Source organism: Chryseobacterium soli (genome assembly GCF_000737705.1).
Lineage (GTDB): Bacteria > Bacteroidota > Bacteroidia > Flavobacteriales > Weeksellaceae > Chryseobacterium > Chryseobacterium soli.
The window spans coordinates 57,522-70,735 of sequence record NZ_JPRH01000008.1 but is presented as its reverse complement, the minus strand read 5'-3'; the positions used below and the strand labels follow the sequence as shown (position 1 = coordinate 70,735).

The window sequence follows — 13,214 nt, the reverse complement described above, 5'->3', positions numbered from 1 at the left end:
AAAAAACAGACCATGTTTCCAACCCAACCGAAAGTTTATGCATCTATACAGATATAAAGCCTGACTATGGAAAGAGAATTATTATTAGAGTGCCAGCGTAATAACCGGAATGCGCAGCGGAAAATCTACGAGAAGATGGCCGGCAGGCTGTATTCGGTATGCAGACGCTACTTGAAAAATGATGAAGATATTGAAGAAGTATTAGCCGATACCTTCTACAAAATCTTCACAAAGATCAGCCAGCTGCAGAATCCTGATATTTTTGAGGGGTGGGCCAGAAAAATTGCAGTGAATGAATGCTTGCAGAAATTAAGAAGCAGTAAGGCACTGCATATTTCTTTAGATGACGAATTTTCGGGTTCTTCAGATGCTTCTGCGGAGAATATCTCTTTCGAAAAAGATATGCTGAGCCTGCTGAGCTTCCTTCCAGAAGGCTGCAGAGCTATTTTCAATCTTTTTGCCATTGAGGGATATCCTCATAAAGAAATAGCTTCAATGCTTTCCATCAGTGAAGGAACTTCAAAATCCCAGCTCAATTTTGCAAGGAAAAAATTACAGGAACTCTTGGGCAATCAAAACATTTAAACTTTTAAGACAATGGAAAATAATCACGACATCGATAAAAAATTCAATGAAGCTTCTAAAATGTTAGAAGAACCAGAGACTTTTCCTGCTTTTGAAAAAGTTTGGAGAACTGTTGAAGAAAGACTGGATAAAAAAGAAGATCAGAAACGAATCATCCCGGCCTGGATTCCATACGGAATTGCAACCAGTTTGATCATTGGGTTGGGAGCTTTTTACTTTTTAGATAAAAAAGAAAATACAGCACCGGAAAAACCTCTTATTGTAAACAACAGAGCAGGAGATCAGTCTAAAAATACGATTCAGAAAATTGATAGTACCGTCGCTTCTGAAATCAGAAAAGAAACTAGTGTTCAAAAGAAACCCAACCAGTCGATTATAGCTTATGATATACCGCCGGTAGAAATGATGCAGCCGCCTGTTGTTGCCTCGCTTTACAATGAAATACCTCATCTGGTTTCTAATTATCCGGAAGTTTCAAATGAGCGTACAACGAATATTGAAGAAGTAGTCATGACTGGATACGGGCTGAAAAAAAGTGTGCAAAAGGTTACAGGAAGTGTTACTACAGTCCGGTCAGAGAGTATTATGCAGCAAAACTCAGTTTCTAATGCACTTCAGGGTAGAGTTGCAGGGGTGCAGATTGCTCAGGAGGGAAGCAGAAGACAAAAATCTGACCAGATTGCAACCACCTTTGATAATATTAATCGTGGATATCTGAATGAGGGTGAAATTTCAGTTAGAGGAATGAGTACATTAAATAATACTGATAATCCATTATTTATTGTGAATGGTGAAGTGGTTGACCGTACTTATTTCAGCAGTTTGGATCCAAAAAAAATAAAAAATGTACAGATATTAAAAGGTGCTGATGCCACCTCATTATTTGGAACTCAGGGAGCTAATGGAGTAGTGGTAGTGAAAACGAAAAGGCTTTCAAAAAAAGAAAAAATGAGGATGAAACAACTCCAGGAAGAAAATAAACAAGTACAGCAAGACATTCCTGTGGTCACTAATGAAAGTTACGATACCTTTGTGGAAAACCCTTTTGAACTGACTAAAAATCAACCCTTGTCTACTTTTTCGATTGATGTCGATAACGCTTCTTATTCCAATGTCAGAAGAATGATCAATAATGGACAGACGGTGGATAAAAATGCAGTACGAATTGAAGAAATGGTCAATTATTTTACATATGACTATCCACAGCCTAAAAATGATCAGCCGTTTTCAATCAATACAGAATACAATGAAGCACCGTGGAATCCGGATCACAAGTTGCTGAAAATAGGATTACAGGGGAAAAATGTTCCAACAAATCAACTACCGGCTTCGAATCTTGTATTTCTTATCGATGTATCGGGTTCTATGAATGAACAGAATAAGCTTCCACTGCTGAAGTCCTCTTTTAAAGTATTGCTGGATCAGTTGAGACCTCAGGATAAAGTAGGCATTGTAGTGTATGCCGGAAGTGCCGGAATGGTACTGGCTCCGACTTCTGCTAAAGAAAAAGAGAAAATAATTCAAGCATTGGATCATTTACAGGCCGGAGGAAGTACAGCCGGAGGTGAGGGAATTGAGCTGGCTTATAAACTCGCACAGGAAAATTTTGTAAAAAACGGAAATAACCGTATCATTATCGCTACTGATGGAGATTTTAATGTCGGTGCATCGTCTACTTCCGATATGCAGACATTGATTGAAGAAAAAAGAAAATCTGGTGTTTTCCTTACCTGTCTGGGATTTGGAATGGGAAATTATAAAGATAATATGCTGGAAACGATTGCAGATAAAGGAAACGGAAATTATGCATACATTGATAACCTGCAGGAAGCTAATAAATTTTTAGGAAAAGAATTCGCAGGAAGCATGTACGCAATTGCAAAAGATGTTAAGATCCAGATTGAATTTAATCCCAAATATGTACAGTCTTACCGTCTGATCGGTTACGAAAACAGAAGGTTGAAAAATGAAGATTTCGCCAATGATACCATCGATGCCGGAGAATTGGGAAGCGGACATACTGTTACCGCCTTATACGAAGTGATTCCTGTACAGGTAAAGTCAGAATTTCTCCCTAAAGAAAGTGACCTGAAGTATAGCCGCTCCGAAAGCTCTGAAAATTTTGCAGGTGAACTGGCAACGATAAAATTCCGGTATAAAAAACCGGATGGAGACAGTAGCAGGGAAATCAGTCAGACGGTTACCAATTCGAATGCGAAGATCTACGGTGCCAGTCCTGATTTTAAATTTGCTTCTTCCGTAGCCTGGTTCGGCCTGGTGGCAAGAGACTCTCATCTGATTAAGAAAAAAGATCTTTCTGAAATTGAAAATCTTGCCAAGCAAGGGAAAAGCAAAGATGAAGAAGGCTACCGTTCAGAATTTATCCGACTGGTAGAGAGCTACAAAACGATTCAAAAATAACCCAACAAAAAAGAAATTTCTTATTATGAGATCTTTGATAATTATCTGGTTCTGTACTGGGAACATATGGATGCCAACGAAAAGAAAGTGATCAATTTGGATCTTAAGGTGGAATTTTCAGGAGAATATACCGGGAAATCAAGTAATGTGTACCTGTATTATATGCCGGAAGCCAAATTCTGGAATCAGGGAGTAGCTGCAAAAATTGATTATTAAGTAAAGTTTTTCAATAGTATTATGAATTGATAAAAAGATTATTATCCTAAGTGATAAAAGATTTTAGTTCTTAATGAGGATAGGAATTATATACTTCAAAGGCTCAATAGAATGACAACACTGAATTAAATAATTCTAATCGGCCATTACTTTTGTTTGTACCAGTGAAGTATATAATACCCAGCTATTTTTTCATCTTTATGTACATTACGGATATAGCTGCCAGTAGAAATAGTATCCCTGCTGTAAGAATAGCATAAGAAGGATTGTTATGAAGAATGTTTTTATAGATAAAACCGAACGAAATGGTCTGTATCAGCATCGGAACGACAATCATCATATTGATAACGCCCATGTAAACACCTCTTTTCTCCGAAGGGATAGAAGGAGATACCATAGAATAGGGAAGTCCCATCATAGATGCCCATCCTATTCCAAACAGAACCATGGGTAATAATATTAAAATTTCACTTTTGATAAAAGGTAATACCAATAATGATAATCCGGTTGCAAAAAGGCAAAAAGAATATACTTTTTTTGAAGAAAATTTTACAGCAAAAGGAATCAGGATAAGCGCTGAAATCATGGTGATAAAATTGTAGAAACCATTCATAAGACCTGTCTGTCCCACGGCTGTTTCTGCCAGATGAACAATGTTTTTAGCCCACGACAGATCACTGTTCAGAATCGCTGATCCATTTTTTGACAGCTCCAGGATATGAGCTGCCTTTTCTTCATCATTTTCTGAAATTCCGTAAAGCGTCTGTTTGATCATAGGCGTTACAAACTGCCAGTAGCAGAATAGTGCGTACCATTGAAAAAGATACACCAAAGCCAGCTGCCAAAGTATTTTGGGCATATTCACAATGGCTGTAAAAATATCAGTGAATGGAGTGAGCAGGGTGCTGTTTTCCCGTTCAGCTTTAAGCTGCGCAAGCTCTTCATCAGTAGGCGGAATTTCCGGGGTTTTATAGACGGACCATACTACTGAAGCGATGGAGCAGAAAGATCCCAGAAAGAAGGAATAATACACCCATTTCGGAATTCCTCCCGATTCGGAAGTGCCTCCCAAATACTTCTGAAATACAAATAATGATAAGTTTGCCAGTGTAATTCCGGCTCCTACAAAAAGACTCTGCATCTGAAAACCGTATGTCTGCTGTTCCTCAGGAAGTTTGTCCCCGATAAAAGCTCTGTATGGTTCCATTGCTGTATTGTTGGCTGCGTCCAAAATCCACAGCAATCCGACGGCCATCCATATCGTAGAACTGAAAGGAAAAATGAACAGTGCCAGACTGCAAAATACAGCTCCCAGTAAGAAGAACGGTTTTCTGCGTCCCCATTTTGGGCTCCATGTCTTATCACTGATAGCCCCGATCAGAGGCTGAATAAGCAATCCGGTAACAGGTCCTGCCAGATTAAGAATAGGTAACTGCTCGGCGTGCGCACCCAAAAAAGAATACAGTGGATTTACCGCAGTCTGCTGAAGCCCGAAACTATATTGAATGCCGAAAAAACCTACATTCATATTCCAAATCTGCCAAAAACTAAGTTTGGGTATTATTTTTTTTGTCATGGTTTACGGCATTGTAATTTGATAGTTTTTGTCAAGGATTAAGTTCGCCTTATCCTTGAAGTTGCTGATAATCTGATGTTCAATATCAAGTACCTTTTCTATGAAATCACTTTGTTCATCACGGTTTCTTTTCATTCTATTTTCATAGGTGTCTTTATAATTACGGTCAATAAAGATACTGAAGTCAAAATCATCAATATCCAGTATATACGTACCTTCTATGATCAGTACCTGAATATTATCTGTCTTTACAGTTTCTTTAGAAATAGAATTCGCCTGATAATCAACCAAAGGTTTTTCAATACTTTTTTTTCCGGCTTTAAATTGTTTCAGGTTTTCGAGAATACTATTGAGCTGAACTTCGTGAATTCCCACATTATCCAGACTCTTCTGGCGGTTTTCATGATTTTTTTTGGGAGGAAGGGTAAAGTAATCATCCATCTGAAGCACCATACTGCTGACTCCATTTTGCTCCATCACTTTCTGCAGTGCAAAAGCCGTAACTGATTTTCCGCTTCCGCTCTCACCACAAATTCCAACCGCCCATTTATGATCAGCATCTAAACTTAGCTTTTGTTCTATCGTCTTATAAATATTTTCCGCCGTATGCAAATGCTTTTCCTGCAGCTCTATGACATCTCCAATCATTTTTATTTTCTTTTAGTCAGTGATTTAATTCTCTATGATATTTTGATAATAAGGGGTTGATACAATATTTTAAATCGTCATCAATAAGTATCCTGATGCTGAAAAACATAATTTGTCAGTTCCCAAAGGCTGCAATTGATTCGTCGAATAATATTCTTTAAAGCTTGCCCCTTTTTCTTTCAGAAGGTTTTCGTATTGGTTTAAAATTTTAAGGGGAATTTCATCGAATCCTCTCTTTTTTAAACCCAGACAAAGCCAGCCGAGATAAATAGGCCACGATCCGCCGTTATGGAAATGGTACGGTTCATTTTTAAATTGATAACTGTAGTTGTTTTCCAATAACTTCCAATCCGGATCCTGTGGAAAGATAATGGGATAAAAAACAGGAAGCATCCAGTGCTTAAACTCTGAATTTAGCTGTTCTAAAAAATGAGTAAAAGCTTCCATATTAAAATCAAAACCCAGAAGAACTGCGAGGGCATTTCCGGCAAGGTCGAAACGTTCATCATATCCGTTTGCATTAAGAGAAGCCCATAAATAAGGCTTTTTAGATGCCTTTTGATAAGCAGTCTCATGGTATTTTGTTTCAAGAGAACTGTTTTTTCTGAAATTGTTTTCGATGAGTTTCTTTGTTGCAGCAGCCTGCATGGCCAGATCAGAGTCATCATACACTTTTGCGGTATTCTTCAGTGCCCAGTATCGGAGGACGTTATCATAAAGAACATATCCGGAAGTGACGTATTCATCTGCCCAGTTCCCTCCCAATGGGCTGTATAAAAGTCCTCTTTGGTTAAACTCCCAGGTTTTGAGACAGGAGAGAGCATTGTAAATGTTATGCTGTATTGTGTCTTTTAAAAGATTATTTTTACAATGCTCAATATATTCACAAGCTGCAATAATCCACCATATCGTAGCATCTGTTCTTCCTACGAGCGTTCCATAACTCGCTTTATCACCGTAAACATTGGACGGAATCTGTCCGTTTTCTGCCTGATGTTGCGCCAGGGTAAGAATAGATTTTTCTAAACCATCTATAATGGTTTGGTTTTGAATCAGTATGCCTGTAATTCCGGTCATCATAGAGTCTCTGGACCAAACTCTGGCATAATTGTCCCGCTTTTCGGATGATGCTAAAATCCCCTGTTCAGAGATCGATTGGTATATAACTTCTAAGGCTTGTTGTTTCAACATATCATTTTTGTAAAGTGGAGTATCTCCATTAATTTTTATGAAAGATCAAATTCTCGTGAGTAAGATCTTTTTAATAATGAAATTACTTATTTAAAAATCGAATTTTACACTTGCGGCGAAAGTTCTTCCCGGTAAAGTTCTGGCTCTGATAATTCCGTTAGTTCCCACCATAGAACCTTCTTCTGCTTCTGTAATGGCCAATGCATTAAAAATATTATTGGCGTTGACGTTCAGTGTCAGATTTTTCAACAGTCTGTAGGTAATGTATGGATTCACTAAAGCATAGCCTGGCATCACCAGTTTGTTAACGTCCTGAGTGTATGCTTTTGTAGAACCTACCACAAAGAATCCAAGGCTCAATTTGTCAATATTCACATTCGGGTTGATAGAGTACATGAATTTTGGCGTTCTTCTAGGTGTATTTCCTACGATGGTTTTATCAATAGCATCTTTAATTTCAGCATGAGTATAGGTAAGACCGGCTTTGATATCAAAGTATTTGTTGATTTTGTAATACCCGTCAAATTCTACTCCCATTGACTGGTATCTGTTTTCGGTTCTCCTTTGGGTAGTGGCTTCATAGTTGGCTTCAATGGTTTTAGCATAGAAAAGAGTGGTATTAAGAAAATAATTCGCTGATCTTAATTTGTACCCACCCTCAACCTGGTTGACTTTGTTTACTTTTACAGCATCCAGAGCAGGATCATCACTGTTTGTGTAGTTGTATCCTGCAAACAAAATCCTGTCCGCAGAAGCACTTCCTCCCTGGCTGACTCTTGCAAAAAATGCATTATGAGAGTTGATGGTATAATTGGCTCCAAAAGAATATCCAAAAATCCCGTACCGGTAATCTACAGGAACTGTTCCGTCCACTACAGCTACTGACTGTTCAGGAGTTTCAATCGTTCCGTTTTGATTGACATCTATAGTACGCATGGTATTTTGAGTCCCGGCAAAACTTCCGGATACTTTTCCGAAATCATACCTTGCTCCTAAATCCAAGGTAAGGTTTTGAATAACATTGATTTCTACCTGAGCGTGAGGAGCAATAACTGAATATTTGGTATCGTAATTCCTGTTCACGCCACCCCAATCCGGAACCCCATAATGAAGCAGTCCGTTATCTGTAATTTTCGTTCCTGTAGTGCTGATCACATCTACCAATCTGGCGTTGTTGTCAGAAACTTCCATAAGATAGGTATTCCAGTTCCAGGAAAGATTGATCTTCTGACTGCTGTTATAGACTCCGGCATTCAGTTTTATTTTATCCCATTTTTTAGAGATATTCAGGTCGCTGAAAAAATTATTCAGGTTATTCAGTTTGGTATTGAACAATACCGTTTTCATATATTTTGCATTACCGTCTACCGGGGTATTCGTTCCCGCATATACTGCACTTCCATATCCTGCAACGGATTCCAGAATCTCTGCTTTACTTCCGACTGAAGCTGGAAATGGAGCTAAAAACTGTCCGTCATTGGCGGAATATCTGGCTTTTTCATCCAGTTTCCATCCGGAACCTAAATCATAATTGAATTCTAGACCCACTGCTTTAGAAACCGAATGCATACCATCCCGAATGTCACTTTTCAAGACTTGTCCGTTTCCGCCGATGGTTATATCATTTTTAAAATTCGAAGACTGTAGGGCACCGGTCAAAATATTATAATTGCTCAGAGAAGAGTAGTCAGGGCTGGCATCTGTGCCGGAGACAGCTAGCGGCATTGGCATGTAGGCTGCAGTACGGTCATCCAGGTATTTACCATAAATTCTGATGCTTCCTTTGTCAAATTTTTTGAGCAGAGAAAGTCGGAACTGCCCTCCGTTATTAGAGATATACCCTGTTTTTCTTGGCCCGTCTCCTCCTCTGTAAAAGCCGCCCACTCCTATGAAATAATTATTTCCCAGGGGAGTTCCATAATCCACATCAGTTCTGAAGTTTTTATAATTAAGACCTACCTGCTGGGTAATACTTCCCCCTTGCTTTTCTCCGGTTTTGGTAATGAAATTGATGATCCCTGCCGGTGAGTTGGACGCAAAAACAGATGCAGAGCCTCCTCTTAATGCTTCAATTCTCGAAACAAAAGAATCAAATCTGGTAAACTGATCTTGTGTGCCAAAAGCAATGTCTCCGAATTGCATCACCGGAAGCCCGTCTTCCTGTATTAGTAAGTATCTTGATCCCCCTGCAGACACAGGAACTCCTCTTACCGTAATATTAGAATTACCTTCTCCGCCGGAAGATTCTGCGCGTATGCCAGGAATGGTTCTGAAAATTTCAGCGGTACTCCTTGGTGCTGCATTGATGATATCTGCAGGCTTTAAGGTTGAAATAGATGTACTCGTTTTAATAGAAGCTTTTGGGTTAGAGTTACCTGTAATGACTACTTCATCAATCATTTTGTCCTTGACAGAAGTAGAATCGGTGGTGGTATTTTGAGAGAACATGAATGCGGCAACATTCATTGTCCCGAAAATCAGCAGTTTTTTAAGTACATTTGATTCCATAATTTTTATGAGTTTTTGTTTATGGGTTAAAAGTATTTTTTTTACCCTATCAAAAAAGGATTTTAAACAGCGTGTTAATATAATGTGAATGGCAAACGATTGTGCAAACGGTTGCGGTTAGTAAGTTATTTTTATTTTAACGTTTTGTTAACTTTTTAATGTATTTTATTTAACTTTCTTTAACAAAAAAATAAAGAAGAAATATTCATAATTTCTCCCAATAATTTACCTCACCTCTCAAAATGAAACGAACAACCATAAAAGACCTTGCTGAAATGCTTCAAATAAGTACTTCAACGGTTTCACGAGCTTTAAAAGATCATCCCGATATCAGCAGTGCTGTAAAACTGAAGGTAAGAGAGGCCGCAGAGACCTTTAATTATGTTCCGAATGATTTTGCGATTAACTTCAGAAAAAAATCCTCTAAAGTAATCGGGTTGATTGTTCCGGATATATCCATGTTTTTTATACCTTCTATTATTAAAGGGATTTCTTCTGTACTGAATAAAGAAGGATATCATTTTTTTATTTTATCCTCTGATGATTCCTATGAAATGGAACAGGAAAATATCCAGACCTGTATCAATTCTAGAGTGGACGGGATTCTTATTTCTCTAACGAAGGAAACCAAGGATTTTAAGCATTTTCAGAAAATTGATGAAATGGAAATTCCCGTAGTTATTTTTGATAAGATCATTCCGCAGGATATTTATGATTCTGTGGTCTTTGACAATGAAAAAAATGCTGAATTGTCTGCAGAAAAGCTTATTCAGCAGGGTTGTAAAAAAATACTGGCCATTTTTGGAGATGAGAGCCTTGAAATTACCCAGACAAGGAAAATATCTTTCTTAAAAAAGATAAATACTTCCCCTGAAATTCAATACAAGACAATATTTTGTGAATCTCCGGAAATTGTGAAAGAACAGCTTGAAATTATTTTGGAACAGGAGAGTTTTGACGGGTTTTTTGCCATGAGTGATGAAACACTGACCGGGCTCCACAGCTCTCTTATCAAAAGAAATCTCAATAACACCAATATCAAAGTAGTGGCCATCAGTGAAGGAAAGCTTCCGAAATATCTTGATGAATCTTATGAATATGAGATTAATGATGGTTATCAGATGGGAATTATTGCAGCTTCCAGGTTGCTTCATATTATTCAAAAAATAGAGAGTGATTCTGGTAAATTATCACCGAAAATACAATATATATAAACTAAATTAACAATGTCAAAATAAGATTGGCATAGATAAGAATATCGCTGCGCCCATCTTCAGCAGTGACTCTCATACTTTCGAAGCAGAGTGAGATAAGTAGATAATTCTCTCTTCTTTAAATTGGGTAATCATATTGATAAGAATACTATAATGTATCAATACTATTGCATAATAAAATGGTCAAAGTAAGCAACCCAACATCCAAAATTTCTATAAATACTATTTAGAGGAGAAGTTCAATTAAAATAAACTTTCAAATATTATTGAAAATTCAAAAAATATAATTACATTTGTAATACAATTTAAAAGACAGACAAAATGAAACTGGAAGAGGCTAAAGAAAAGTACATTCAAACCTGGGGAACGTTTGCTACCAATTGGGGGATCAACAGAACCATGGCACAGGTTCATGCGTTGCTTTTGGCTTCAGGTAAACCTTTGTCTACGGATGATGTGATGGAGCAGCTGGAAGTTTCAAGAGGAAACGCCAACATGAATTTACGGGCCCTGATCGATTGGGGAATTGTAAAAAAAGAATTTGTAAAAGGAGACCGCAAGGAATATTTTATCGCTGAAAAAGATGTCTGGTATCTTTTTAAACAGATTACAAAAGAACGCAGAAAAAGAGAAATAGAACCGGTTATTTCTTTTCTAGAAGAGCTTAAAAATATCGAAGATAATGATTCCGAAGATGCCAAAGAGTTCATAAAACTTATGGAAGATTTCAGCTCGGTAACCGGAAAAATCAATAATATTATGGATCTGGCGATTAAAAGCGATGATCACTGGCTGGTAGGTAAGATCACCAACCTGTTAAAATAGAAGAGGAGTTGCTCCTTTTTTATTTCAGATAAACTTTCAAAAATTACTGAAAATATAATATTTATAAGATATTTAATATCATTTCATACAGTATTTTTCTTAGCATCAGTTTTTACATTACCGTTGATGTGGGCAGAAGATGCTTTAATTCAGGAAAAGTATATTTAGAATATCTGATTGGTGATAAAGATTTTTGTTTAACCATCAACAGAATTCTTTTAGGATGTTATTATTTACTGAACCTGGGTTACATTGCAGTAAACCTTAGTTTCTGGGAGACCATTAGAAGTATGGAAGAATTGATCGCAGTTGTATCTGTCCGCATTGGATACATTGTTTTACTCCTGTGTGTTCTGCATTTTACCAATATTATGATGCTTTATGTTGTAAGAAAAAAATTAACAATAAAATAAAATTACAATGATGACAACTATTTTAACCCAGACGTACAATTTCTCAGCGTACATGATCTATTTACCAATTGTGATTACCCTTACTGTATTTGTTTCACAGTTTCTATTTAAAAACTCAAAAACATTTATGATGGATATTTTTCATCAGAAAGAAGATATTGCAATGGCTACCAATTCATTATTTAAAATAGGCTTTTATCTTTTAAATATAGGGTTTGCACTTTGTATTATTGAATTCCTTCAGATTGAAACAGTGGAAAGACTGGTCGTGAGTTTAAGCAAGAAAATCGGTGGTTTTTCCATCTATCTTGGAGTGATGATGCTTCTGAACCTGCTGCTTTTCTTAAAAGGCCGTAAACATGCTTCCAATAAAGTAAATCCAATACAAAATGAAAACACTCCTGTTTAAAATCTGGATGTATTTTACCTTCAGATTTCAGAATAAAAGAACCAGAGGCGACTTTCTAAACCTTTAAAATTAATAATCATGAAAACTATTCTAAAATATGATTCAAAAATTCAACTAGTATTGATTATATTATTTGTCCTGACACTTTTTGCAACAATATTTTCTGATGGAAATTTTATTATCACTATTCTGCTCATCGAGTTCTTTCTCATTGCTGCAGTACAGTACTCATTAAATGTGATTAAATTTTTCAGCAAAACATATCTGAAGACCGATTCAAGAAAGGTATATATGTTTCTTTCCACCTATGTAGTTACAGGTTTTTTCATTCTTGTTGTTTTTAATCCTATTTCTATTGATGGATTGAGAGATATCTTTGAATTGATGGTCATCACCTGGATGATTCTTTCACCGGTTCTTATTTTTCAGTCTTTATTCATCAGCTGTTCTGATTCTAAAATAATGAAATCTCCCTTATGAATTTTTTAAAAGCCGAATGGCGTAAACTGGCTATCATTAACTACGAAGTTGATCCAAAGATACTCGCCAAATATCTTCCAAAAGGGACAGAACTGGATTTTTATAACGAAAAATGCTATGTAAGTCTGGTAGGATTTATGTTTTTAAATACCAGATTATTAGGCGTTTCAGTGCCCTTTCATAGAAATTTTGAAGAAGTAAACCTCAGGTTTTATGTAAAGAAAAAGGAAAATGACAGATGGAAAAGAGGCGTTGTTTTTATTAAAGAAATTGTCCCTAAATCAGCATTGAGCTTTGTGGCCAATACTTTTTATAAAGAAAACTACATCACGATGCCAATGAAAAATGAAATCCATGAAAAAGATGGTGAAGTACGAGTAAAATATTCATGGAAAGATAAAAACTGGCATTATATAGAAATTACAGCAGAAAATAAAGCCTTACCCATGCAGGCTGATTCTGAATTTGAATTCATCACCGAACATTATTTCGGCTTTACCAAAATAGGAAACAGAACTTCGGAATATGAAGTCTGCCATCCGCAATGGGAACAATATGCCCTTGAAATTGATTTTAAAGCTATGTATGGAAATGATTTTGAATTTTTAATTGCTGAAAAACCTATTTCCGTAATGCTGGCTGAAGGTTCCAATATTGAAGTAAGAACCAAGAAGAACATAATGATAAAAGAATAATCAGTACATGATCCAATAGCAAATTTTTCTTTA

The 13,214-nt window shown here is 36.7% G+C and carries 12 protein-coding genes; 8 read left to right on the top strand and 4 right to left on the bottom strand.

Translation table 11 applies throughout. The features are described 5' to 3' along the window. Window positions 1-66: 66 nt before the first annotated feature. The 3 genes from IW15_RS16640 (at window position 67) to IW15_RS22875 (ending at window position 3,222) form a co-directional block, all read left to right on the top strand. Window positions 67-585, top strand: coding sequence for an RNA polymerase sigma factor (locus IW15_RS16640; protein ID WP_034713706.1), 519 nt, complete (start codon window positions 67-69; stop codon window positions 583-585). Between the two features lie 12 nt (window positions 586-597). Continuing rightward, a complete protein-coding gene (locus IW15_RS16635; protein WP_034713705.1) occupies window positions 598-3,006 on the top strand; it encodes a vWA domain-containing protein in 2,409 nt (802 codons plus the stop codon). A gap of 66 nt (window positions 3,007-3,072) precedes the next feature. Continuing rightward, complete coding sequence (locus IW15_RS22875; protein WP_165585215.1) at window positions 3,073-3,222, top strand: hypothetical protein; 150 nt, start codon at window positions 3,073-3,075, stop codon at window positions 3,220-3,222. Between the two features lie 184 nt (window positions 3,223-3,406). On the opposite strand, the gene IW15_RS16630 is transcribed toward IW15_RS22875, so the two are convergent. From IW15_RS16630 to IW15_RS16615, 4 genes are all read right to left on the bottom strand, one after another. Continuing rightward, window positions 3,407-4,798: an MFS transporter gene (locus IW15_RS16630; RefSeq protein WP_034713703.1), complete on the bottom strand. Its 1,392-nt coding sequence runs from the start codon at window positions 4,796-4,798 to the stop codon at window positions 3,407-3,409. 3 nt (window positions 4,799-4,801) lie between these two features. Then, window positions 4,802-5,446, bottom strand: coding sequence for a uridine kinase family protein (locus IW15_RS16625; protein WP_034713701.1), 645 nt, complete (start codon window positions 5,444-5,446; stop codon window positions 4,802-4,804). A 69-nt stretch (window positions 5,447-5,515) separates the two neighbouring features. Next, window positions 5,516-6,637 carry a glycoside hydrolase 100 family protein gene (locus IW15_RS16620; protein ID WP_034713699.1) on the bottom strand — a complete coding sequence of 374 codons (1,122 nt, stop codon included), beginning with the start codon at window positions 6,635-6,637 and terminating at the stop codon, window positions 5,516-5,518. A 90-nt stretch (window positions 6,638-6,727) separates the two neighbouring features. After that, window positions 6,728-9,145 (bottom strand): TonB-dependent receptor, encoded by a 2,418-nt coding sequence (locus tag IW15_RS16615; protein ID WP_051882132.1) that lies wholly within the window; start codon window positions 9,143-9,145, stop codon window positions 6,728-6,730. A gap of 242 nt (window positions 9,146-9,387) precedes the next feature. On the opposite strand from IW15_RS16615, the gene IW15_RS22130 reads away from it, so the two are divergent. The 5 genes from IW15_RS22130 to IW15_RS16585 all read left to right on the top strand — a co-directional run bounded on the left by IW15_RS22130 (window position 9,388) and on the right by IW15_RS16585 (window position 13,181). Next, entirely contained in the window at window positions 9,388-10,359 is a 972-nt protein-coding gene (locus IW15_RS22130; RefSeq protein WP_051882131.1) for a LacI family DNA-binding transcriptional regulator, read from the top strand. 321 nt (window positions 10,360-10,680) lie between these two features. Then, window positions 10,681-11,184, top strand: a complete 504-nt coding sequence (locus IW15_RS16605) for a GbsR/MarR family transcriptional regulator (RefSeq protein WP_034713698.1) — start codon at window positions 10,681-10,683, stop codon at window positions 11,182-11,184. A 420-nt stretch (window positions 11,185-11,604) separates the two neighbouring features. Next, window positions 11,605-12,006, top strand: a complete 402-nt coding sequence (locus IW15_RS16595) for a hypothetical protein (RefSeq protein ID WP_051882129.1) — start codon at window positions 11,605-11,607, stop codon at window positions 12,004-12,006. Window positions 12,007-12,084: 78 nt separating this feature from the next. Beyond that, window positions 12,085-12,486, top strand: coding sequence for a hypothetical protein (locus IW15_RS16590; protein ID WP_034713693.1), 402 nt, complete (start codon window positions 12,085-12,087; stop codon window positions 12,484-12,486). After that, window positions 12,483-13,181 carry a YqjF family protein gene (locus IW15_RS16585; protein WP_034713691.1) on the top strand — a complete coding sequence of 233 codons (699 nt, stop codon included), beginning with the start codon at window positions 12,483-12,485 and terminating at the stop codon, window positions 13,179-13,181. The genes IW15_RS16590 and IW15_RS16585 overlap by 4 nt, the downstream gene beginning before the upstream one ends. The last annotated feature ends 33 nt before the right edge of the window (window positions 13,182-13,214 follow it).